This is a genomic window from Streptomyces sediminimaris, assembly GCF_047049295.1.
Lineage (GTDB): Bacteria > Actinomycetota > Actinomycetes > Streptomycetales > Streptomycetaceae > Streptomyces > Streptomyces sediminimaris.
The window spans coordinates 5262315-5283557 of record NZ_JBJWOT010000001.1 but is presented as its reverse complement, the minus strand read 5'-3'; the positions used below and the strand labels follow the sequence as shown (position 1 = coordinate 5283557).

Annotated in this window: 21 protein-coding genes; 7 read left to right on the top strand and 14 right to left on the bottom strand. The window is 72.7% G+C overall.

Annotation, left to right across the window (positions count from 1 at the left end; translation table 11 throughout):
- Window positions 1-24 precede the first annotated feature (24 nt).
- Window positions 25-1371, bottom strand: coding sequence for a DUF6716 putative glycosyltransferase (locus ACJ9NR_RS24660; protein WP_412493099.1), 1347 nt, complete (start codon window positions 1369-1371; stop codon window positions 25-27).
- A 198-nt stretch (window positions 1372-1569) separates the two neighbouring features.
- Here ACJ9NR_RS24660 and ACJ9NR_RS24655 point away from each other — a divergent pair, with 198 nt between their 5' ends.
- Together ACJ9NR_RS24655 and ACJ9NR_RS24650 are read left to right on the top strand one after the other, a co-directional pair.
- Complete coding sequence (locus tag ACJ9NR_RS24655; RefSeq protein ID WP_412493098.1) at window positions 1570-2556, top strand: glycosyltransferase family 2 protein; 987 nt, start codon at window positions 1570-1572, stop codon at window positions 2554-2556.
- On the top strand, window positions 2556-3902 hold the full coding sequence (locus tag ACJ9NR_RS24650; RefSeq protein WP_412493097.1) for an alpha-2,8-polysialyltransferase family protein: 1347 nt from the start codon (window positions 2556-2558) through the stop codon (window positions 3900-3902). The genes ACJ9NR_RS24655 and ACJ9NR_RS24650 overlap by 1 nt, the downstream gene beginning before the upstream one ends.
- 45 nt (window positions 3903-3947) lie before the next feature.
- On the opposite strand, the gene leuE is transcribed toward ACJ9NR_RS24650, so the two are convergent.
- Window positions 3948-4598, bottom strand: coding sequence for a leucine efflux protein LeuE (gene leuE / locus ACJ9NR_RS24645; RefSeq protein WP_412493096.1), 651 nt, complete (start codon window positions 4596-4598; stop codon window positions 3948-3950).
- An 18-nt stretch (window positions 4599-4616) separates the two neighbouring features.
- The gene (locus tag ACJ9NR_RS24640) at window positions 4617-6197 is read right to left on the bottom strand and encodes an acyl-CoA mutase large subunit family protein (RefSeq protein WP_412493095.1); all 1581 of its coding nucleotides are present in this window, start codon (window positions 6195-6197) and stop codon (window positions 4617-4619) included.
- A gap of 161 nt (window positions 6198-6358) precedes the next feature.
- On the opposite strand from ACJ9NR_RS24640, the gene ACJ9NR_RS24635 reads away from it, so the two are divergent.
- The gene (locus tag ACJ9NR_RS24635) at window positions 6359-7189 is read left to right on the top strand and encodes a L,D-transpeptidase family protein (protein ID WP_412493094.1); all 831 of its coding nucleotides are present in this window, start codon (window positions 6359-6361) and stop codon (window positions 7187-7189) included.
- Window positions 7190-7399: 210 nt separating this feature from the next.
- On the opposite strand, the gene ACJ9NR_RS24630 is transcribed toward ACJ9NR_RS24635, so the two are convergent.
- From ACJ9NR_RS24630 to ACJ9NR_RS24595, 8 genes are all read right to left on the bottom strand, one after another.
- A complete protein-coding gene (locus ACJ9NR_RS24630; protein ID WP_412493093.1) occupies window positions 7400-8431 on the bottom strand; it encodes a hypothetical protein in 1032 nt (343 codons plus the stop codon).
- A complete protein-coding gene (locus ACJ9NR_RS24625; protein WP_412493092.1) occupies window positions 8431-9093 on the bottom strand; it encodes an RNA polymerase sigma factor in 663 nt (220 codons plus the stop codon). The genes ACJ9NR_RS24630 and ACJ9NR_RS24625 overlap by 1 nt, the downstream gene beginning before the upstream one ends.
- Before the next feature lie 968 nt (window positions 9094-10061).
- On the bottom strand, window positions 10062-11567 hold the full coding sequence (locus ACJ9NR_RS24620; protein ID WP_412493091.1) for an AAA family ATPase: 1506 nt from the start codon (window positions 11565-11567) through the stop codon (window positions 10062-10064).
- A 356-nt stretch (window positions 11568-11923) separates the two neighbouring features.
- Window positions 11924-12706 (bottom strand): hypothetical protein, encoded by a 783-nt coding sequence (locus ACJ9NR_RS24615; RefSeq protein WP_412493090.1) that lies wholly within the window; start codon window positions 12704-12706, stop codon window positions 11924-11926.
- Window positions 12699-12854 (bottom strand): hypothetical protein, encoded by a 156-nt coding sequence (locus ACJ9NR_RS24610; protein ID WP_412493089.1) that lies wholly within the window; start codon window positions 12852-12854, stop codon window positions 12699-12701. The genes ACJ9NR_RS24615 and ACJ9NR_RS24610 overlap by 8 nt, the downstream gene beginning before the upstream one ends.
- Window positions 12851-13468, bottom strand: coding sequence for an RNA polymerase sigma factor (locus ACJ9NR_RS24605; protein ID WP_412493088.1), 618 nt, complete (start codon window positions 13466-13468; stop codon window positions 12851-12853). Before ACJ9NR_RS24605 ends, ACJ9NR_RS24610 begins: the two co-directional genes overlap by 4 nt.
- Window positions 13469-13792: 324 nt before the next feature.
- Window positions 13793-15265, bottom strand: a complete 1473-nt coding sequence (locus ACJ9NR_RS24600; protein ID WP_412493087.1) for an MFS transporter — start codon at window positions 15263-15265, stop codon at window positions 13793-13795.
- 52 nt (window positions 15266-15317) lie between these two features.
- Window positions 15318-15770 carry a hypothetical protein gene (locus ACJ9NR_RS24595; protein ID WP_412493086.1) on the bottom strand — a complete coding sequence of 151 codons (453 nt, stop codon included), beginning with the start codon at window positions 15768-15770 and terminating at the stop codon, window positions 15318-15320.
- A 167-nt stretch (window positions 15771-15937) separates the two neighbouring features.
- On the opposite strand from ACJ9NR_RS24595, the gene ACJ9NR_RS24590 reads away from it, so the two are divergent.
- The gene (locus ACJ9NR_RS24590) at window positions 15938-16432 is read left to right on the top strand and encodes a DUF1877 family protein (protein WP_412493085.1); all 495 of its coding nucleotides are present in this window, start codon (window positions 15938-15940) and stop codon (window positions 16430-16432) included.
- Window positions 16433-16520: 88 nt separating this feature from the next.
- Here ACJ9NR_RS24590 and ACJ9NR_RS24585 read toward each other — a convergent pair whose 3' ends face one another.
- From ACJ9NR_RS24585 to ACJ9NR_RS24575, 3 genes are all read right to left on the bottom strand, one after another.
- Complete coding sequence (locus ACJ9NR_RS24585) at window positions 16521-17078, bottom strand: hypothetical protein (protein WP_412493084.1); 558 nt, start codon at window positions 17076-17078, stop codon at window positions 16521-16523.
- 96 nt (window positions 17079-17174) lie between these two features.
- Window positions 17175-17672 carry a hypothetical protein gene (locus ACJ9NR_RS24580; protein WP_412493083.1) on the bottom strand — a complete coding sequence of 166 codons (498 nt, stop codon included), beginning with the start codon at window positions 17670-17672 and terminating at the stop codon, window positions 17175-17177.
- 109 nt (window positions 17673-17781) lie between these two features.
- Window positions 17782-19440, bottom strand: coding sequence for a beta-N-acetylhexosaminidase (locus tag ACJ9NR_RS24575; RefSeq protein ID WP_412493082.1), 1659 nt, complete (start codon window positions 19438-19440; stop codon window positions 17782-17784).
- Window positions 19441-19595: 155 nt separating this feature from the next.
- Here ACJ9NR_RS24575 and ACJ9NR_RS24570 point away from each other — a divergent pair, with 155 nt between their 5' ends.
- From ACJ9NR_RS24570 to ACJ9NR_RS24560, 3 genes are all read left to right on the top strand, one after another.
- Window positions 19596-20174 carry a 2-oxo-4-hydroxy-4-carboxy-5-ureidoimidazoline decarboxylase gene (locus tag ACJ9NR_RS24570; RefSeq protein ID WP_412493081.1) on the top strand — a complete coding sequence of 193 codons (579 nt, stop codon included), beginning with the start codon at window positions 19596-19598 and terminating at the stop codon, window positions 20172-20174.
- A 190-nt stretch (window positions 20175-20364) separates the two neighbouring features.
- Window positions 20365-20745 carry a succinate dehydrogenase, cytochrome b556 subunit gene (gene sdhC / locus ACJ9NR_RS24565; RefSeq protein WP_412493080.1) on the top strand — a complete coding sequence of 127 codons (381 nt, stop codon included), beginning with the start codon at window positions 20365-20367 and terminating at the stop codon, window positions 20743-20745.
- 5 nt (window positions 20746-20750) lie between these two features.
- Entirely contained in the window at window positions 20751-21233 is a 483-nt protein-coding gene (locus ACJ9NR_RS24560) for a succinate dehydrogenase hydrophobic membrane anchor subunit (protein WP_412493079.1), read from the top strand.
- Window positions 21234-21243: the final 10 nt, after the last annotated feature.

Genomic DNA, 21243 nt, shown 5'->3' with positions numbered 1-21243 from the left:
CTCCTTGAAATGAGGTCGTGCGGCTCACAGCTCCCCCATCCGCCGGATGACGGGCGCCACCCGCTGCACCCCGTGCCGGTAGGCGCCCCGGGCGGCCCGGCGCACGATCTGCCGGACGGGACCCGGCTCCTTGTCGGCCGAGGGCGCCCCCGGCAGAACGCCGCCGTCGGGGCCGAGGTGGTGGCGGGCGAGGATCCCGGGCAGGTAGCCGGGGGCGGTCACGGGCGTGTAGTACGGGGCGAGCGGCGGCAGGCCGCCGGGCCGGGCGAGCAGCTTGGTGATGCGCTCGCGCGCCGCGTCGAAGGCGTGCGCGTACCCGCCGTCCGCGGCGACGCCCTGGCGGGCCACCCAGTCCTCGTCGGGCACCGGCCGGTGCCCGGCGTCCAGCTGGTCCCAGGACGCGAGGCAGCCCGAGCCGGCGAAGTGGTGGTTGCCGAGCACCTCGCGCACGCCCAGGTCGGTCAGCACGACGGTCGGGATGCGGCGGTGCAGGGACTCCAGCGCGGCCGTGGAGCTGATGGTGACCAGCAGGTCGGTGCGGTCCAGGACCTCGCCCATGTTCCCGTACACCAGGCGGAAGTTGGCCGGCGGCTCAAGCCGCTGGACCAGCTTCTGGTAGGGCAGCTCCTCGATGTGCGTGGTGTGTTCGCCCGGCCTGGAGCGCAGCTTCAGCAGCACCTCGCGCTCGGGGTGCAGCCGGGCGTGCCGGATCAGCCGGTCGAGCAGGTACAGGCGGTCCCGGCGGTTGTCCGGCACGGAGGGCTGCGCGGCGAACACCACCGTGCAGGGGTCGTGTTCGCCCTCGTACGGGTCACCGCCCAGGAACGGCAGTGCCACCTCGGTCACCGACGAGGCGTCGGCGCCCACCCCCTCGTAGACCGCCCGGAAACGCTCGGCGTCCTGGCGGGAGTTGGCGAGGACGAGGTCCGCGCCGTGCCGCAGCAGCAGGCCGTCGGCGAGCTTCTCGTAGACGACGCCGACGTAGCCGGTGACGACCACGGGGCGCTCGCCGCGCCCCTCCCACACGCGCCCGAGGCCGTGCAGCATCGCCTGGACACCGCCGCCGACGAGCGCGAGCACGACGACGTCGTAGGGCTCCTCGGCCATGGCGCGCAGGAACTCGACGGCCGAGACCTCCCTCAGGGAGTCGGCGCGCACGCCGACCTCCGCCAGCTGGCGCGCGGTCGGCGTCGCCCGCCCGCGCAGCAGGAATCCGCTGAGTTCGGGACCTGCTTGCGCATCGCCGGCGGGCGCGGTTTCCATGGACGGACCCGGAGCGATACGGGCCGCGGTCAGCGCACCCCATTTCCAGCGGGTGTCGGAGTCCGCGAGCACGGCGATTCGCGTGGGCTTCGAGGTACTTGGTGGCACGCGGAAGACGCTAGGAAGCAATTCCGAGGTACGGCCCAACCGCATCTCAACAAAGAGTTAACAACACCCCGCCGAGAGCCGAACTGGCCCGCCGGAGCGCCGGAAGTACAGGCGATGCACCGATCCGACACATTGAGTTCACCCTCTGTACGGACACCGGAAAGTTACTCCGGCGGACGGCCTCCTACGCTTTCGCACGTGCCAAAGCTTTCCGTCATCGTGCCGTTCTACAACGTGCAGCAATACGCCCCGGACACCCTCAGAAGTCTTCGGCTGAACGCTCGACAGGATTTCGAGTTCATCCTGATCGACGACCATTCCAAGGACGAGACTCCAGCCATTCTCGAACGCGCGGCCGAGCAACTCTCGGATGTCGCGCAGGTGCGTTACATCCGCCATGAGAAGAACGGGGGACTCGCCACCGCGCGCAACACCGGACTGGACGCCGCGCGCGGCGAGTACCTGACGTTCCTGGACGGCGACGACTGGCTGGCCCCCGGCTACTTCGCCGAACTGGTCGGTGCCATCGAGAAGCTGGGCTGCGACTTCGTCCGCACCGACCATGTGCAGGCCACCGCCCGCGCGCGCAGCGTGCACCGGGTGCCGATCGGGCGCCGCTGGGAGGCCTTCGACCCGCGCGAGGCCATCCTGCCGGCCGACCGCAGCACCTCCGTCGACTACGCGTACGCGTGGGCCGGCGCCTACCACCGCCGCCTGCTCGACCAGGGCCTGCTGCACTTCACCGACGGCCTGCGCACCGCCGAGGACCGGCCGTGGATCTGGAAGCTGCACCGCGAGGCGGAGTCGTTCGCCGTGGTCGGCCTCCTCGGCGTCTTCTACCGGCGCGGGGTCGCCTCCTCGCTGACCCAGATCGGCGACGTCCGCCAGCTCGACTTCATCCGCGCCTTCGACCAGGTCATCGAGGAGACGGCGCAGGACCCGGACGCGGACAGGCTGCTGCCCAAGGCCGTGCGGACGTACTGCGCGATCATCGCCCACCACCTCTCCGACGAGAGCAAGTGGGAGCCCTCCGTGGCCAGGCAGCTGCGGACCATGAGCGCGGCGGCGATCAAGCGGATGCCGCAGGACGCTCTCGGTGACGTCCTGGAGACCATGGACTTCCACCGCTCCTCCAAGCTGCGGCGGCTGCGCCGCCGGGTCACCACTGCGAAGGCGGCTGCCTGATGTCCCGCACCACCCGTATCTTCTGCGTCTCGACCCTCTACGGCGCCGCGACGCTGGCCGCCGCGATCGACTCGGGCTGCTTCGGGGAGGAGGACGGCCGGGAGCCGGCCCGGCGGCTGCTGCTGGTGTTCAACAACTCCGCGACGCCCGAGGTGACGTCGCCGGTCGACGAGATGCCGGGCTTCGAGCCGCTGCGCGGTCACTTCGACGCCGTACTCTCCTGGAACGAGGCCATCCGCCCCTTCCACCCCGGCTCCTGGACCCCGCGCCCGGACGACGTCCCGCTGTTCGAGCGCTATCTGCGGCTGCTGTGGGACCTGGGCGAGGACCGGGTGGAGCTGGTGCTGGAGTCCCTCCAGGTCGCCCCCGCGCTGAGCGTGGCCCAGCTGTTCACCGACGCGCCCGTCGAGGTCTACGCCGACGGGCTGATGAGCTACGGCCCCACCCGCAACAAGCTGGACCCGCTGGTCGGCACGCGGGTGCGGCGGCTGCTGCACCTGGACCTGGTGCCGGGGCTCACCCCCATGCTGCTGACCGAGTTCGGCGTGCCGGCGCAGCTCGTGCCGAGCGAGGCGTTCTCCAAGGTGATGGGCGAACTCACGGCCGCCGTACCGGAGTTGCCCGCCCTGCCGGACGGCTCGGCGCTCCTGCTCGGCCAGTACCTGTCCGCGCTGGGCATCCTCTCCCCCGAGGAGGAGGAGGACCTGCATGTGCGGATGATGCGCGGGGCGGTCGCGCGGGGCCACCGGTCGATCGTCTTCAAGCCGCACCCCACGGCACCGGCCCGCTACAGCCGCGCCCTGGAGCGGGAGGCCGGGAGGCTCGGCGTCGACCTCACCGTGCTCGACCTGCCCGTCCTCGCCGAGGTGCTGTTCGAGAAGTCGCCGCCCGCCCTGGTCGTCGGCTGCTTCTCCACGGCGCTGTTCACGGCGTCCTCGTTCTACGGCCTGCCGGTCGCCCGCGTCGGCACCGAGCCGCTGCTGGACCGCCTGACGCCGTACCAGAACAGCAACCGCGTCCCGGCCGTCCTGGCCGACGCGCTGATCCCGGACCTGGAGGACGGGAAGAGCGAGGTCCCGCTCCCCGCGGACACGCTGCAGGGCCTGATGGCCGCGCTCGGCTACACCATGCAGTCCCAGATCCACCCGGGCCTGCGCACGGCTGCGGAACGCTACCTCTCCCGGCACCTGGGGCCGCGCACCAAGCGCTACTTCCGGCGCCGGCGCCTGACCTCGCTGGGCCTGCCCGGCGGCCTCCCGGAGCGCCTGGCCTTCCTGCCGCGCAACTCCACGGCCCGCCGGGTGGTCCGGCGCGCACGGGCCCTGAGGAACTCCGCGAAGCGCTGAGCGGACCACCGTCGGGAGCGGGGCCGGCCGGCCCCGCCCGGCCGCTCAGGAACCGGCCAGCGACAGCTTCACCGCGAAGCCCAGGAACAGCGCCCCCGCCGCCGAGGTCGCCGTCGCCGAGAGCCGCTTGCGGCGGCGGAAGGCGGCGGCGAGGCGGGTGCCGCCGAAGATCAGGGCGCTGAGGTAGAGGAAGCTCGCGATCTGGGCGAGGGTGCCGAGGACGACGAAGGACAGCGCCGGGTAGGCGTACCCCGGGTCGACGAACTGCACGAAGAAGGCGACGAAGAACAGGATCGCCTTGGGGTTGAAGAGGCTGACGAGCAGCGCCCGGCGGTACGGCCGCTCGTCGGCCGCCGCAGGAGCGGCCCCCTGCGCCGCGGCGTGCTCCCGCCGGGTCCGCCACATGCCCCACGCGGTGCGCATCATCCCGATGGCCAGCCACGTCAGGTACCCGGCGCCGGCGTACTTCACGACCCCGAACAGCACGGCGTTCGCCTGCAGCAGCGAGGCGACCCCGGCGGCGGACAGGGTCATCAGCACGGTGTCGCCGCACCACACACCGGCCGCGGCGGTGTAACCGGCCCGCACCCCGCGGCGGGCGGCCACGGAGAGCACGTACAGCGAGTTGGGACCGGGCAGCAGCACGATCAGGGCGAGGCCCGCCAGGTAGGTGGGGAGGTCTGTGACGCCGAGCATGTGAGGGAGTGTCGCATGTCAGAAGGCGTCCGAGGGCACGTGGGTGCCCCAGATCTCCCGCAGCGCGCCGCACACCTCGCCGACCGTCGCGCGGGCGCGCAGGGCGTCCTTCATCGGGTACAGGACGTTGTCCTCGCCCGCGGCCGCCTTCCGCAGTGCCGCGAGGGCCGCGTCCACCGCCGGCTGGTCCCGCCCGGCGCGCAGTTCCGCCAGCCGGGCCGCCTGCCGGGCCTCGATGGCCGGGTCGACGCGCAGCGGCTCGTAGGGCTCCTCCTCGTCGAGCCGGAAGCGGTTGACGCCGACGACGACGCGCTCGCCGGAGTCCGTCTGCTGGGCGATCCGGTACGCGCTGCGCTCGATCTCGGTCTTCTGGAAGCCGCGCTCGATGGCGCCGACGGCGCCGCCGAGGTCCTCGACCTTCCGCATCAGCCCGGCCGCGGCCGCCTCCACGTCGTCGGTCATCCGCTCGACGACGTACGAGCCGGCGAAGGGGTCGACCGTGGCCGTGACGTCCGTCTCGTACGCCAGCACCTGCTGGGTCCGCAGGGCGAGGCGCGCGGACCTGTCCGTCGGCAGCGCGATCGCCTCGTCGAAGGAGTTGGTGTGCAGCGACTGGGTGCCGCCGAGCACCGCGCCCAGGCCCTGGACCGCGACCCGTACGAGGTTGACCTCCGGCTGCTGGGCCGTCAGCTGCACCCCGGCCGTCTGCGTGTGGAAGCGCAGCATCATCGACTTCGGGTTCCGCGCGCCGAACTCCTCCCGCATCACCCGGGCCCAGATCCGGCGCGCGGCACGGAACTTGGCGACCTCCTCGAGGATCGTCGTACGGGCCACGAAGAAGAAGGACAGGCGCGGCGCGAAGTCGTCCACGTCCATGCCGGCGGCGACCGCGGTGCGGACGTACTCGATGCCGTCCGCGAGCGTGAAGGCGATCTCCTGCACGGGGGACGCGCCGGCCTCGGCCATGTGGTAGCCGGAGATCGAGATCGTGTTCCACCTCGGCATCTCGGCCCGGCAGTACTTGAAGATGTCGGCGGTCAGCCGCAGGGAGGGCTTCGGCGGGAAGATGTACGTCCCGCGCGCGATGTACTCCTTCAGCACGTCGTTCTGGACCGTGCCGGTGAGCCGGGATGCCTCGATCCCCTGCTCCTCGGCCACCAGCTGGTACAGGAGCAGCAGCAGCGCGGCCGGCGCGTTGATCGTCATCGACGTCGAGACCCGGTCCAGCGGGATGCCGCCGAACAGCACCCGCATGTCGTCGATCGAGTCGATCGCCACGCCCACCTTGCCGACCTCGCCGTGCGCGAGGGGCGCGTCGGAGTCGTGGCCCATCTGGGTGGGCAGGTCGAAGGCGACGGACAGGCCGGTCGTGCCGTGGGCGATCAGCTGCCGGTAGCGGGCGTTGGACTCCGCGGCCGTACCGAACCCGGCGTACTGGCGCATGGTCCACGGCCGGCCGGTGTACATCGAGGGGTAGACACCGCGGGTGTAGGGGTACGACCCCGGTTCGCCCAGTTTCTCGCCCGGGTCCCAGCCCGCCAGGTCCTCGGGCCCGTAGACCGGTTCGATGGGCAGTCCGGACTCCGACTCGCGCGCCATGGTGGTGATGCCTCCCGCTGAGCGTTGACCCGAGCTTGGACGTGTACGGTTCCGGTCCCACAATGCCGCGCCGTTCGCGAGCAGTCATCCGCGGGCACCATCTCAGGTGACACGCGGGTGTGTCGCTGAGAACGCGGGGGGTCGTGGTGCGTACTACGGGCATGGGGAGACCGTTCGCCGCCGTGGCGGCACTCGCGGCCCTGGCCGCCGTGTGCGGGTGCACCGTGCAGGGCACCGGCGACGGGACCCGCTCGCCCGTGCACATAGAGCTGCCCGGCAGCAGGCCGCCCTCCGCGACGGCCGACGGCGGACCGGGCGGGACCGGCGGCAGCCCGGGCCCGCCCGCCTCCAGGGGCGGCGCCCCCGTCCTGTGGTCCCCCGGCGACTCCGGCGCCGGGGTGCGCGAGCTGCAGGCCCGGCTGCGCCAGGTCGACTGGCTCTTCGACGGTCCGACCGGGACGTACGACGACCTGACCGAGCACGCCGTCAAGGGGTTCCAGGGCAAGCGCGGGCTGCCGGAGACGGGCGAGACGGACACCGTCACCTGGCAGCGGCTGCGCAGGATGACACACGCGCCGGGCAAGTGGGAGCTGTATCTGATGGGCGGCCAGCCCGCGGGCCCGGCCGATCCGCGGTGCCTGAGCGGACGGGTGCTGTGCATCGACAAGACCAGCCGGACCCTGCGCTGGATGATCGACGGGCGCACGCTGTCGACGATGTCGGTCCGCTTCGGCGCGGTGGGCACGCCGACCCGCGACGGGGTCTTCCGGGTGTACTGGAAGTCCCGCCACCACTGGTCGACGCTCTACGACTCGTCCATGCCGTACGCGATGTTCTTCAGCGGCGGCCAGGCCGTGCACTACTCCTACGACTTCGCCGCCCGCGGCTACACCGGCGCCTCGCACGGCTGCGTCAACGTGCGGGACGAGGCGGCGATCGCGGATCTGTACGCGCAGGTGCGGACCGGCGACAGGGTCGTCGTCCACGAGTGACGGCCGCCGCGGGCGGGAGAGCGATGTGGGGCGCGAGCGGGACCGGGGGAACGTGTCCCGCCCGCGCCAGGTGCACGAGCCGTAGGTACGGGGGGAACCCCGGCTCTGTGCGAGGGCCGATGACCAGTCGGCTCACTCTCTACTGCGCGGGGGCGGCCGAAAACGTTACTGGCGCGGCCGAGAAAACGTCCCTCAGCGGGAAACCGCAGCTCACAGCGGCCGGTACGGCGCGGCCCGGAACGGAGCGGGGGTCCTGGCCGGCTGCCCGGGTGCCAGCGGGGCGAACGGGAACGAGGCGCCGGCGCCGGTGGTACCGGCGCCGGGCGCTATGCCGTGGCCGTCGCCGTCACCGCCCTGGCCCTTCTGCTCGCCCTGACCGTTGTGCCCGTGGCCGCCGGTGCCGTCCCGGCCGTCCCCGTCCTTGCCCTTGTCCTTGCCGCGCCGGGACGCGCCGTCGGTGAGGGTGAGGACACGCTTGCAGTACGTCCACACGCGCCGGGGGTCGGAGCTGCCCGCGGCGTCCTCCAGGGCACGCCTGCGGTCGGGGCCCAGCTCCTTGCCGCGACGCACGTCGCCGCAGGCCGACGGGGCGCCTTTCCACCAGCCGCCCGCCCTGCTCCCGCCGTCGGAGCGGGAACCGGGCGTGGCCGTGGTGGCGCCGCCGGACGCACCGGGCGGGGTCGCCGGGCCGGTGGCCGCGCCGGACGAGCCGTCGGGCGTGGGCTCCACCAGGGAGCCGCCCCGCGAGGGCGGCACCAGCGGGCTGTCGTGGGGCACGGCTGCCGGGGCCGAGGTGCCGGGGGCGGGCCGGTCGTGGCCGAACGGCGTCGGGAGCACTCCGCTTGTCGCCGCGACGGCGACTCCGCCGGCCATGCCCGCGGCCAGTACGGCCGTCAGCACGAACCGCGCGGACCGGCCCCGGCGGGAGCGCCGAGGGCTCCCGCCGGGGCCGCCGATACGGACCAGACCGGCGTCGGACGGCGGGGGCGCGGCGGCCTGGAGGCCGGCGGCGGGCCGTTCGGCCCCGGCGCCGGAGCGCGCGGCGCGGAAGGCGGCCAGCGCGGCGGCCTCGCCGGGCAGTTCGACGCTGCCCGGCGGGGGTTCGCCGGTCAGCCCCTCCAGGGTTTTCGCCAGCCGCTCGGCCTGATCGCGGACGGCGGGATCGACAGCCTCGAGTGATGCTCCGCGCAGCAAAAGCTCCGCCGTTTCGCGGTCCAGCCACCTGTCCTGCTCGTCGGCCATCACATGTCCTTCTGCGTCCGCGCTCGCAGATGCGTCACACTCGCGGACGTCACCGCGGCGTCGCGCGGTTCTCGCTGGGGCGGCAGCCCGTCCAGGCCGCCGGTCGATTCCGGATCGCTGCCGAGCAGTTCGGCGAGCCGCTTCAGACCGCGGTGCGCCGCGGTGCGGACGGCGCCCGGGCGCTTGCCGAGCGTCTCGGCGGCGGTCTTGGCGTCGAGGCCCACGACCACCCGCAGCACCACGGCCTCGGCCTGGTCCTGCGGCAGCCGGGCGATCAGGGAGAGGGTGTGGTCGGTGGAGAGCGACTCCATGGCCTCGCCCGCGGTGTCGGACTCGGCGGGCCTGCCGGTCAGTTCCGTCTCGTCGCCGCCGATGGCGGGGCGGCGCCCGCGCATCCGTATGTGGTCCAGCGCGCGGTTGCGGGCTATCCGGGCGGCCCAGCCGCGGAAGCGGTCCGCGTCGCCCTCGAAGCGCTCCAGGTCACGGGCTATCTGCAACCACGCCTCGGACGCGACGTCCTCGGCGTCCGGGTCGCCGACCAGTGTCCGGACGTACCCGAGCAGGCGCGGGTGCACCGCGCGGTACACAGTCCGGAACGCGGTCTCGTTCCCGTCCTGTGCCGCAAGCACCGCGGCCGTCAGCTCCGCGTCGTCCCCCAGCACCAGTGGTTCCTCGTTCGATGGTCGCGGCGTCGAGGCCGCCGATCGTTGCCGTGATCTTGTGTTCCGCGCCCGGCGCGAAAGGCACGTTACGGCCTGAAACCGCTGCTCGTCCATGTCCGTACAAGATGCAACCACTTACGACGGGGCGCGGAATGCCGGGGGTGTGACAGAAACCGCACTCATGGCGCTGTAGGAAGTACGGGTCGCCGCGCGGCCCGTGCCGCGCGACGGCCGGGGCCTCTCCTGTGGGGGGTGGCGGCCCCGGCCGTTGCCTCGGTTTCAGGCCTCTGGCCTGCGGCGATACCCGGATTCCGTGACGAACGCGGCCAACGCGTGAGCAACCGGCCGGGCGCCTCACATGATCCTGTCCGGCACGAGGCGCTGAACCGTCCCGGATGTCGGCTCTCGGGCCCCCTTCGGCTCGGCGCTGATGGCGTCCCGCCGAGTGGTGTAGCCGATCAAGCTGGCGGAATCCGCAGGTCGCGGCCCGAATCACCCTCGCTGGCGGCCCCGTTGGGGTTCGCCGAGCCGGGACCAGCGGTGATCGCACGACGGACCGCAGCGGCACGTACCGGACGGCTCCGAAGCGGAGGCGACGGACCGTGATCGGCTACACCACGACGGGAGACACGACCTCGGCGCTCGCCGTCCTGGGGCCATGGCACGGTTTGGCCAGTGAACCCTTACCGGTAGCAGCGGCTTTCGCCGCACGTCAGGCCCTGCTCACCCCGACCCGCCTGGTGCGGTGACACCTGCGCCCGGGTCGCGACTGTCCGCCGCTCCATACGGCAAGCCCTCGGGCCGCAGGCCGTCACCAACGGCTGAAAGGCCGCAGCGGGGGTTTGGGGCGAGGCATGCCTCTGCAATCCGAAGGGCAGGGGCGGTCATACAACCGTTGCGCGTAGGCCGGCATCGCGCTGTTCCACCCGTGGCTCGACGAGCTTCGACACGAGCGCTGCCCATCGGTGTCAACCGCCGTAGAGGGCGGGCAGATCGACCAGAAGGAGATCGTCACGACGGTTGGCCAGGTCGACCAGGTCGGGATAGAAGCCATGCAGGGAATACAGGGCCAGAGTGGTGGCAGCGGCGTCGTACCCCTGATCTGCGAGCAGGGCACGGATGCGTTCCAGGCGTTCCAGGTCACCGGTCCCCCGGCGGGCTGCAGTCGCCTTGGCCTCGCCCAGCAGTGCAATCCTCGCCCGGGGAGCCTGCGGGCGCTCGCCGGCGGCAAGGGCGATGACATCGACCTCGTGCTTCGTGCGGGCGGCCTGGTCGGCAACTTCGGTGGTGCCGACCAGGCCGGGCAGTCCACCGGGGAGCAAGGTGTGCGCGTAGCGGCGGGTGAAGTCGCGGGCCAGGTCCTCGAAGTGGGGCCCGAGGATCTTGGAGTTGAAGGTCGGGGTGGCCTGCTGCCAGACCTGCTCTGCGAAGCCCTGCTCCACGGCGGCGGCCTGTGGGAGGGTGATGAGCTGGTTGAAGCGGATGACGGGGTCGGCGAGGGTGATGACGGGGTGCTTGGAGCGGAGGATGTCCTGCTCCCTGCGGATGTAGCCGGTCGACTCCAGCACACCCAGGGGATGAGCGACCGCATTGCGCGGGCGCTCCAGAGCAGCCCCGATCTTGCTGGGTGTGGTGGCTCCGTTCGCGATCGCGGTGAGGATGTCGTAGTACAGCGTGTGCTGCGTGATCCTCGGGTCCTCGCGCAGCAGGTATTCAGTCTCGGTACGCGAGTACACCGCCCGGCCTGGATCGAGCAGTGTGCGGGTGAGCCAGGTGTCGAAGCCGTCGTCGGGATGCGGTCGGCCGGCCACCGGTCGATAGCCGGGTGCCCCGCCGAGGACCGCGTGCACCTTCAGCGCGGTCAGCGGATCGGTGATCTGCCAGAAGTCCCGGCTGTCGCGGTAGTCGAAGGCGCCCAACCGTAGATCGACCACGGCCCGGCCCCGCAGCGGCTTGGTTCCCGAGAGCAGTTCGTGCATGACGCTCATCGCGGAGCCGCAAAGGATCAGCCGCGGCCCCGGTCCGGCACCACGCCGGGCGCCGCGCTGGCGTTCGTCGTAAAGCTGCTGAAGCAGTCCCGGGATCTCGGGCGAGTGCTGGAGCAGGTACGGCAACTCGTCGATCACCAGGAGCGGATGCGCCGAGCGGGCCGTCACATCAAGGGCATTGGACAACACGTCACGCCAGTCGGTCAGGCGCAGACTGCCCGGCCTCAGACCGGCATGCGCAGCCACCGCGTCGCTGAACCGTTGGATCGCCGGCAGTCGTCCCTCTTCCCGGACCGCTGTGACGTACAGCCCGCCGACCTGCTCGGACAGGGCCTGCAGAAGGTACGACTTCCCGTGCCGCCGCCGTCCCGACACGATGCCGAGCCGCATCGCCGGGTCCGCATCGGTGAGGAACTCCGCGAGCAGACCCCATTCCCGGTCCCGGTCGACCACATCGTCCGGCTTGGCCGGCAGGCTCTTCTCCACTCACTCTCCAGCATCTCGACTGCGACCTATTCCGTCTAAGTCTACTTCGACGCAATAGGTCGTACTGGGAATCATCATGGTGATTAGGCAGCGGCCACAGAAGGAGGTCTGGTGCTGCCCGTAGAGCGAACCGGCGTCGGGCCACGTGACCAACGCGTGACCAACAGCGGCCAGGAACAGGCAGAAACACCTGGTCGGCGACTGGACCGGTCAATAAACGAGGACGCCCACCCGGACGACGAAATGCCTGCTCAGAGCCCTGTTACGTTTCCGTCGGGCCAGGGGTGGCGGCCCCGGCCGTTGCCTCGGCGGTGCACGGCGGGGCCGTGAGCGAGCCGCGGCGGGGCGCCGTCGGGCTACTTGTCCTTCTTCCCGGAGCCGGTGGAGTCGCCGCCGGTGGAGGCGTTCGACGCGCCCGGGCCCTGCGGACCGTTCGAGCTCTTCGCGTCGGGGGCCTTCGAGGCCCTGCCCCGGGCGGTGCTCTGCGGGTTCCCCGGCTTCACGGTCGCGGACGGCGTGGTGCGGGCCGCCGGCTGCCGGAGCTTCGCGGCGCAGTAGGCCGTGACGTTGTCCTCGCCGCCCGCGGCCGCGACCAGCCGCTGCCAGGCCGTCGACTCCATCGCCTTGCCGCTGTCCTTGACCGTCTCGTACGCCCGGCAGTGCGCCTCGGTGTCCTTCGCCGTCTCCGGCCGGTCCGCGGCGGCGGACGGGTCCGGCGTGCGGGAGGACGTCCGGGGCGGGGCGGACGGCGCGTGGGTCGGCCGCCGGGAGGCGGGGCCGTCGTGCGGGGAGCCGTGGAAGGAGCCGATCGCCGCGAAGGCGACACCGCCCAGGGTGAGGCCGGCCAGGGACAGCGTGAAGGTGACCCGCAGCGAGCGGCGGATCCGGCGGTGCTCGCGCGGGCGCCAGTCGTCCCGGCGGCGGGTCCGCGCACCGTGCGCCGCGCTCTCCCGGGCGGCCAGGAACGCGGCCACCGCCCGCTGCTCGGCGTCCGCGTCGTGCACCTCGGCGCGCAGCACGCCGGCGATCAGGCTCTCCAGTGCCGGACCGGCCGGCCCGTCCGGGCGGCCCGGCAGGGTCCCGCCCGGGTGCGCCCGCCGACGGGCGCGGGCACTGCCGTCGCTGTGCCGGTCACCCATGTCCGTATCCATCCGTGTCCGGCAGCCGGCCGTTCGCGCCGGTCCCGCCGTCGTTGTCGTTCGTCGCGCCGTAGTCCTTCGCCGCGTCGTTCGCCGCGTCGCGGTCGTCCGGTCCGGGGTGAATGTGCGCTGCGTCGCTGACGTTCATTTCCACTCCCCCAGCGTCCGGGGGCCCTCATTCGTCACACCGGGGCCGTTGATCAGGGCCGCGAGGCGCTTCAGTCCGCGGTGCGCGGCCGTGCGCACGGCACCGGGGCGCTTGCCGAGGACGCGGGCTGCCGAGGGGCCGTCGAGACCGACCACGACGCGCAGCAGCACGGCCTCGGCCTGGTCGCGCGGCAGGCTGCGCAGCAGTTCCAGGGCGCGCTCGGTGGACAGCGACTCCAGAGCCTGGTCGTGGGTGCTGTGCGGGCCGGGCAGATCCAGTACGTCCGCCTCGAGCCCGGCCGACCGGGGCCGCACCTTCTGCCGGCGCAGATGGTCCAGGGCGCGGTGCCGGGCGATGGTCGCGGTCCAGCCGCGGAAGCCCGCCCCGTCGCCCTTGAACCGCTTGAGGTCGCGGGCTATCTCCAGCCAGGCGTCGGACGCCACGTCCTCGGCGTCGTCGCCGACGATCCCGCGCAGATAGCCGAGGAGTCCGGGCTGCACGATCCGGTACGCCCGGGCGAAGGAGGCCTCGTCACCCTCCTGGGCCCGCGCGACGGCCGCCCCCAGCTCCCCGTCGGACGCCTGCGCGCGGCGGGGTTCCCGTCCCTGGCCCAACACATTCCTCGTCGTTCGTACGAGTGGTGCGCGGGCTCCGCAGAACAGAACCGAACCCGCGTCGTGCGCCACATCGGCCCGTGGGCACGCCCCCACGGATCTCTGCGTCAGGCGTCACTGAAGTGTCACAGGTGACGTTCGGTCAGGGCTGGTCGCCGTGTTCCCGGAGCGGCCGCCGGCCCCGGCGCGCCGGGTCGGGCCGCCGGGTCCGGCACCTGGAGTGATCGTTCCTGCGCCGGCCTCCCGGCGGCAGCTCGCAGCAGCCGTACGGCGGCCGTACGGCGATCACGGCGGACGGCCGCCTCCGCCGCGCCGGTCAGCCGCTCACAGCGCCGAGTCCACCGGCTCGGGCGTCCGCTCGCGCGCGCTCTGCGGGGTGGGCGCCCGGTCCGCGTTCACGACCGTTCCGGCGATCAGCGCGGCCAGCAGCAGCGCGCCCAGCGCCCACCAGGTGGCGACGTTGAAGCCGTGCACGGTGGCCTTCGCCGTCAGCAGCCGCCTGTCCGCGCCCGGTGCCGCGTGCGCCGTCAGATAGCGTGCCGTCACGCTCGCGGCGATGGTGTTGAGCAGCGCCGTACCGATCGAACCGCCCACCTGCTGGGCGGTGTTGAAGGTCGCCGAGGCCGCCCCGGAGTCGCGCGGCGCGACGCTTCCGGTGGCCAGCGACACCGAGGTCATCATCGCCGTGCTCATCCCGAGGCCGAGCATCAGCATGCCGGGCAGGACGTGCGTGGTGTACGCCGGCTCCACGCCGACCTGGGCGATGACGGCCAGTCCGCCCGCGGCCAGCAGCAGTCCCGGCACGATCACCACGCGGGGCGGCACCCTGGTCAGCAGCCGTGCGGCGATCTGGGTCGAGCCGACGACCATCGCGACCGTCATCGGCAGATAGGCGACGCCGGTCTTCAGCGGCGACCAGCCGAGGACGCCCTGCAGGTAGTAGGTCAGGAAGAGGAAGACGCCGAACATTCCGACGGTGACCAGCAGCACGGTCAGGAAGGCGCCGATCCGCTGGCGGTCCTTGACCACCGACGTCGGCAGCAGCGGCACCCGTGCCCGGGTCTGCCACCAGCCGAACGCCGCGAGGAGCACGACCCCGGCGGCCAGCATCGCCAGCACCAGGGAGTCGCGCCAGCCCCGGGACTCCGCCTCGGAGAAGCCGTACACCAGCGAGAGCATGCCGGCCGACCCGAGCACCGCGCCGGGCACGTCGAGGCGGGCGTCGGGGTGGCGCTCACCGGGCGCGAGCAGGGCCATCGCGCCGAAGAAGGCGACCAGGGCGATGGGGATGTTGACGTACAGGCACCAGCGCCAGTTCAGGTACTGGGTCAGGAAGCCGCCCGCGAGCAGACCGACCGCCGCGCCCGCGCCGATGATGGCGCCGAAGATGCCGAACGCCTTGCTGCGGTCCTTGGGGTCGGTGAAGGTCGTGGCGAGCAGCGACAGCGCGGACGGCGCGAGCAGCGCGGCGAACACGCCCTGCAGGGCCCGTGCCCCGAACAGCATCCCCGGGCCGCCGGCGGCTCCGCCGAGCGCGGAGGCGCCGGCGAAGCCGAGCAGCCCGATCACGAAGGTCCTGCGGCGTCCGACCAGGTCGGCGACCCGGCCGCCGAGCAGCAGCAGGCCGCCGAAGGCGAGCGTGTAGGCGGTGATCACCCACTGGCGGTTGCCGTCCGACATGTTCAGGTCGGCCTGGGCGGAGGGCAGGGCGATGTTCACGATGGTCATGTCGAGGACGACCATCAACTGGGCGAGGGCGATGACCACCAGCGCCCACCAACGGCGGTTGTCAGCCATAGGGCCCATCGTGCGCCCGCCGCCCCCCGCTTGGGAACGCCACCGTCTCTTATTACCTTGTTTTTGCCGCCGGGGCCGTCCCTCGGGCCGTCGCCCCGGCCCCCTGGCCGGCCGTCGTCCCGGCCGCCGTCACCGCGTCCCGGCACAGCAGCCGCAGCGACCCCTCGGCCCGGTAACAGCGGCGGGCCTCGTCGATCGGATCCCACATCCGCCCGTCGGGTGTACGGATCCAGTGCTCCCCGCTGCCCGACCACCACTCGGCGCCGGTGAGGCGGACGATCACCTCCCCGGCGTACGCCCCGAAGCCGCGCAGCACGCTCTCCACGGCGGCGTAGGGCGCCCCCTCCTGTCGTATCCCCTCGATGATCCGGTCGACGCGCCACAGACTCTGTGCGGAGTAGTCGAGGCGCAGCCGCGCCCCCTCGCGCATCGCCAGTACCGCGTCCGCCGCCCACCGCACGGGCCTCACCGCCGCGTTCGGCCTGGTCTCCTGGAAGGTAGTCACATACACAGGAGCGGAACGGATGTGCCGGACGTCACGCCGTACCCGGCGATTTCCCAGGACCGGCGCAGGACCGCCCCGGCGCCGCCGCGGGACGGACACAGAACGCTCCCAGGTGCGCGTTCCGCCCCGGAGTGACGCTCGGCCCCTCCCGTGCGCTCCTGTCACTGATGAGCATGTACTTCCATCTCCGCGCGGTGCCCCCGCCGGCGCTGCGCAACAGCGCGAACTGGTTGCGGCGGCTGTTCGAGGACGACTGGACGACCGTGCGCGACAGGATCGACCGGCACCGGGAGGAGTTCCTTGACCGGCACCACCCCGACCACGACTTCCTCTACGCCGGCGCCACGCCGCACCGCGGCGGCGACGGCCCGCGCTCCGACGTGGTGCTCGGCGGCAGCCCGGTGGCGCACCCCGACCCCGGCCACCCGCCGTTCCTCCTGCTGCCGGCGGCCCGGACCGCCCAGGTCGCCGCCTTCCTCACGGCGGCCGACATCGCGGAGCTGTGGCACCGGGCCCGCGCGGAGCTCCTCCCCCGCTACGGCGGCACCCCCGCGGAGGACCAGGCCCGCACCCTCTTCGAATCCGCCCACCACGACCTGACGGCCTTCTACGCCCGGACGGCCGAGCACGGGGACGCGGTGGTCAAGTGCGTCCTGCGCTGACGCGGCCCACGGGGCGCACGCGACCGCACGGCCGGCCGCGGCGAACCGCACCCGCCAGCCGCGTTCCTGACCTCACGGGTCAACGCACCTAGCCGCGGCGCGCCCTCCGGGCGACGACGGCCTGCAGCACCCGCCGGCCCTCGCTGGAGACCTCCAGCGCCCTGCGCAGCCCGCCCGCGCCGTGCCCGGCCAGCACCTCCAGCACGGTGACCTGCCGGCGCAGCTCCGCGGCGACGAGCGGGGACATCCCGTCCGTACGCCCCTCACGGCGCGCGTCGACGGAGGACGCCTCGTCGTCGGCCGGATCCAGCAGCCGGTGTATCTGCAGCGCGGCGACGGAGCAGGCGTCCGCCCACACCCGTACCGGCCCGCCGGAGCGCTCGTCCGGCGCCGCGGCCAGCATCCGCCGCGCGAGCATCGCCGCCTCGCCCTCGCCGGGCTCCCCGCACACCCCGAGCTTCCCGCGGGCGTCATCCAGGCGCTCGGCCCAGTCGCCGGTGTCGCCGGCGTCCGCGAGGTTGGCCCACAGAGGCCGCAGCACCTCCTCGTCACCGCCCAGCAGGGGCACACAACGATCCAAACAAGCCAGCCCGCTGGCGGCCAGTCCGCGTTCGTCGGCCTGAGCGATCAGGTCCACCAGGCTCATCCACGCCTCCCTCTGCGGGCCCCTTGCCCGGCTCAGCAGGGCACTTCCCTCACCGAGCCCGCACCTCCCCTTACTGCGTGCGACGGCCCGTGAGTGTCACAGCGGCACCACACCCAGCCGGTCGAGCAACCGGAAGAAGAGGTTTTCGGCCAAGGGATCGGCCTCGGCGTTCAGCACGTCGAGCAGCGGCCCGGCCGGCACGTCGTGCCCGGCCTCCGCGGCCCAGGCCACCGCACGGTCGGCGGCGTCCCGGGGCTCGAGGAAGTAGTCCTCGACCGTGAGCCCGTCGGTCCCGAGGTAGCCGGCCATCGCGACCCGCGCCAGGCACGTCGTCCACGCCCCGCTCACGGGCGCCGAGGCCTCGACGACCACGCAGTCGCTGTCCATGACGTATCCGAAGAGCGCGGGTGCCCCGGTCTCCCCGGCGAGGGTGTTCATGTTGCCGACCTCGCCCTCCCCGTTCGGGTACTCCCACACCTGCCAGCCGCCCGGCGCCCCGGTCCGCAGCTCCATGCCCTCGGCGCCCGACAGTGCGTCCAGCTGCGTGAGCGGCCGCTCGCTGCGGCCGACGACGAAATACCCCCAGTAGCCCATGTCCCGCTCCCCCACCGCCGTATCGGCTTCGGCTCGCGCCGAATACACCACATTCGTACGGCAGTTCGCAGCCATACGCACCAGAAAGCGGGGCCGGCCGGGACCGGGCTCAGCCCAGCCTGGCCGCCAGCGCCCTGAACTCCGCCCACGTCAGCGCCGGCTTGCGCGGGTCCCACAGCTTCTGGACCGTCGCCCGCAGCGGCATCCGGATCCCGGCCGCGACCTGGTCCTGCGTCTGCGATCCGGACAGGTCGCACCAGACCGCGAAGGACCCGCCGAGGATCTGCGCGTCGTACCCGGCCGGCACCGCACGGGTGCCGCGCAGGACGCGCGGGGTCCACTGCTCGTAGATCCGCCGGCCGGTCGGATACACGAAGCCGTTCGGCTGCCCGAGGACGTAGTAGAGGAACTCGTCGTTGTAGTTGATCACCTTCCGCCCGGCGCTCAGATACGCCACCGGCTGCCGCGCCCCGATCTCCTTGCCGGTCCAGTACGCGACCTGCAGGTCCCCGGCGGGCCGCACGGACGTCCCGGCGTAGAAGCCGTCGTTCCACGCCCGCATGGTCCGCCGGTGGGCCCGGACCGTCCCGGCGCGGTCGTTCAGCCACCCCGTGGCGAGGTCGGAGATCGTCCCTCCGGGTCCGTACGCCTTCCGGGCCGCGGCGGCCAGCTGGGGATAGGAGGCGGACGGGCTGGAGGCCATCAGCGCCTGGTACTCGTCGCCGCCGAGGTTCCACTCGCCGCCGGGGAAGAGACCGGCGTACTCGTTCAGCAGGTCGTCGACGATGCCGGCGGCGGCCGGCTCGGAGATGTCGACGGCCCCGCGCGCCGCCCCGCCCCGCGTGTTGCGCAGCTGCAGACCGGGGTGGGCGGCGATGACGGCCCCGAGGTGCCCCGGCGAGTCGATCTCGGGCACCACGGTGATGTGCCGGCTCGCGGCGAGGCCGACGATCTTCCGGACCTCGGCCTTCGTCAGATGCTGCCGGGAGACGACCTCGGGGTGCGTGTCGGACTCGATCCGGAAGCCCTGGTCGTCCGAGAAGTGCAGCCCCAGCTCGTTGAACTTCAGGTCGCCGAGCTCCCGCACCCGGTCCTCGATCCAGCCGGCGGTGAAGTGCTTGCGCGCGATGTCCAGCATGAACCCGCGCACCGGCTTGGCCGGCCCGTCCCTCACCACGCCCTCGGGCGCCGTGCCCCCGCCGTGCACCTCCTGCTTGAGCGTCCGGGTGCCGTAGAAGACGCCGGCGTCGGAGGGGCCGCTGATGTCCACCCGGCCACCGCGCACGGTCATCGTGTACGACTCCGGGCCCGCCCCCGCGCCGCCGTCCAGCGCCAGCCGCACGTCCCCGGCCCGCACGTCGCCCTTCTCACCGGCGTACGCCAGCCCCAGCTCACCGGCGATCAGCCGGCCCTCGTCGGCCAGGGCGGCGTCGGTGACCACCACGCGCTCACCGCGGGCCGGCCGCCAGCCGGGCCCGCGGGCCGCGGTGTGGGAACGCACGGCCGGGATGGTGGCGGGGGCCTTGGAGAGGGCGTAGGAACGCGTCGGGCTCGGCGTCGCGCTCGCGCCGTGCGAATCGGCCGGCGCCGCCCCGGTCCGGCCGGCCGAGGGGCGCTCCCGCGCCGACCCCGCAGGGCCGCCGCCGTCGCCGGAGGCCCAGAAGCCGAGGCCGACCCCGAGGGCGACCGTCCCGGCGAACGCGCCCGCGACGATCAGCCGCCTCTGTCTCACCTTCCGCGCCGGAGGCAGGCGCCTGTGCTGGCTCACCGTGCCAACCTAAGACCCGCGGGCACCCCGGCGCGTCCACCACCCGTTCCGAAGCTCTCCCCTGAGGGTGAAATCCGGTCATCCGTCGGACACCTCGGGCCGACTGTCGATAACGTGAGGTCACACCTCCCACAGCTTCCCCTGCCGAAACACACGTGACACCCACACACTTTCCCGGCCGGGTCGCCGCCATACCGGCGCTGCCCGAGCAGACACGCACTCCACCGCCCCCCAGCGGGCTGGAGGAGTTCAACACCGCGCCCGACGACGAGGCGCGCCGCCTGCTGCTCGCCTGCCTGCGCAGCCTCAGCTGGGCCCACCGGGTGGCGGCCCACCGCCCCTATCCGGACCTCGACTCCCTCCTCGCCGCCTCCGACGAGGCCGCCTACGACCTCTCCCCCGCCGACCTGTCGGAGGCCCTGGCCGGCGAGACCTGGCCGGCCCTCCCGGACGAGACGTACGCGGCCGCCCACACCGCCCTCAGCGCGGCCCACGCGGCGTACGAGGCCCGTTTCGGCCACTCCTTCGTCGTCTACGTGGGCGACGCGCCTCCCGGCGAATGCCTGGACCGCGTCCTCGAGGCGATCCGGTCCCGTCTGGCGAACGACCCGGAGGAGGAGCGGGTGGTCGCGGCGGAGGAGCTGCGCCGCCTCGCCGGGCAGCGGCTGGCGGACCTCCTCGGGGGCACGGCGGACCGCGCCGGTGACCACACGGAATGCGCACCCGGCGCATAACCCGGCACACCACCCCACAAGCCGCGCCTCTCACCCATACGCGTGCCACTTCGATCACACCGGTAGGCCCGGCGTAAGCCCGGCGGCACCGGCTGAGTACGATGCTGGGGGCCGGTGGACCGTACCCGGCCGGGCCCGACCGACAGCACAAGCCGGCGCGGCCCCAATCCCCGCTCCCGGAGGGACTTCCGTGCCGGCTGGAACGCTGTACCGCGGCCGGGAAGGAATGTGGTCCTGGGTGGCTCACCGAGTCACCGGCGTCCTCATCTTCTTCTTCCTGTTCGTTCACGTGCTGGACACCGCTCTCGTTCGTGTCTCGCCCGAGGACTACGACAAGGTCGTGTCCACGTACAAGACCCCGATCGTCGCTGTTCTGGAGTACGGCCTCGTCGCCGCCGTCCTCTTCCACGCACTGAACGGCCTGCGCGTCATCGCCGTCGACTTCTGGTCGAAGGGCCCGCGCTACCAGAAGCAGATGCTCTGGTCCGTCGTGGGCCTCTGGGTCGTGCTGATGCTCGGGGCGATCTACCCCGTGCTCGGCCACGCCGCTCGTGAACTGTTCGGGAGCTGAGACCGATGGCCACCACCGAAACCACCGCCTCCGGGATCGGCCCGGTCGAGGGCGAGTCCCTCTACAACGTCGACAACCCGGCGCCCCTCATCGAGGCCCCGCGCAAGCGCACGAGGAAGACCCCGAAGTCGACCCGGGGCAACTTCGAGATGGCCGCCTGGCTCTTCATGCGCCTGTCCGGCGTCGTCCTGGTCGTCCTGGTCATCGGCCACCTGGTGATCCAGCTGGTGCTGGACGGCGGCGTCTCGAAGATCGGCTTCGCCTTCGTCGCCGGCCGCTGGGCGTCCCCCTTCTGGCAGGTGTGGGACCTGCTGATGCTGTGGCTCGCGATGCTGCACGGCGCCAACGGCCTGCGCACGATCATCAACGACTACGCGGAGCGCGCGAACACCCGGCTGTGGCTGAAGGCCCTGCTCTACACCGCCACGGTGTTCACCGTCCTGCTGGGCACGCTGGTGATCTTCACCTTCGACCCGAACATCCGCTAGGCACGGGGCT

Excerpts from the sequence above, each read along its gene's own strand:
- ACJ9NR_RS24650 (WP_412493097.1), top strand. The coding sequence starts at position 2,556 with ATGTCCCGCACCACCCGTATCTTCTGCGTCTCGACCCTCTACGGCGCC.
- leuE (WP_412493096.1), bottom strand. The coding sequence starts at position 4,598 with ATGCTCGGCGTCACAGACCTCCCCACCTACCTGGCGGGCCTCGCCCTG.
- ACJ9NR_RS24640 (WP_412493095.1), bottom strand. The coding sequence starts at position 6,197 with ATGGCGCGCGAGTCGGAGTCCGGACTGCCCATCGAACCGGTCTACGGG.
- ACJ9NR_RS24635 (WP_412493094.1), top strand. The coding sequence starts at position 6,359 with ATGGGGAGACCGTTCGCCGCCGTGGCGGCACTCGCGGCCCTGGCCGCC.
- ACJ9NR_RS24630 (WP_412493093.1), bottom strand. The coding sequence starts at position 8,431 with ATGGCCGACGAGCAGGACAGGTGGCTGGACCGCGAAACGGCGGAGCTT.
- ACJ9NR_RS24615 (WP_412493090.1), bottom strand. The coding sequence starts at position 12,706 with ATGGGTGACCGGCACAGCGACGGCAGTGCCCGCGCCCGTCGGCGGGCG.
- ACJ9NR_RS24610 (WP_412493089.1), bottom strand. The coding sequence starts at position 12,854 with ATGAACGTCAGCGACGCAGCGCACATTCACCCCGGACCGGACGACCGC.
- ACJ9NR_RS24600 (WP_412493087.1), bottom strand. The coding sequence starts at position 15,265 with ATGGCTGACAACCGCCGTTGGTGGGCGCTGGTGGTCATCGCCCTCGCC.
- ACJ9NR_RS24590 (WP_412493085.1), top strand. The coding sequence starts at position 15,938 with ATGAGCATGTACTTCCATCTCCGCGCGGTGCCCCCGCCGGCGCTGCGC.
- ACJ9NR_RS24585 (WP_412493084.1), bottom strand. The coding sequence starts at position 17,078 with ATGAGCCTGGTGGACCTGATCGCTCAGGCCGACGAACGCGGACTGGCC.
- ACJ9NR_RS24580 (WP_412493083.1), bottom strand. The coding sequence starts at position 17,672 with ATGGGCTACTGGGGGTATTTCGTCGTCGGCCGCAGCGAGCGGCCGCTC.
- ACJ9NR_RS24560 (WP_412493079.1), top strand. The coding sequence starts at position 20,751 with ATGGCCACCACCGAAACCACCGCCTCCGGGATCGGCCCGGTCGAGGGC.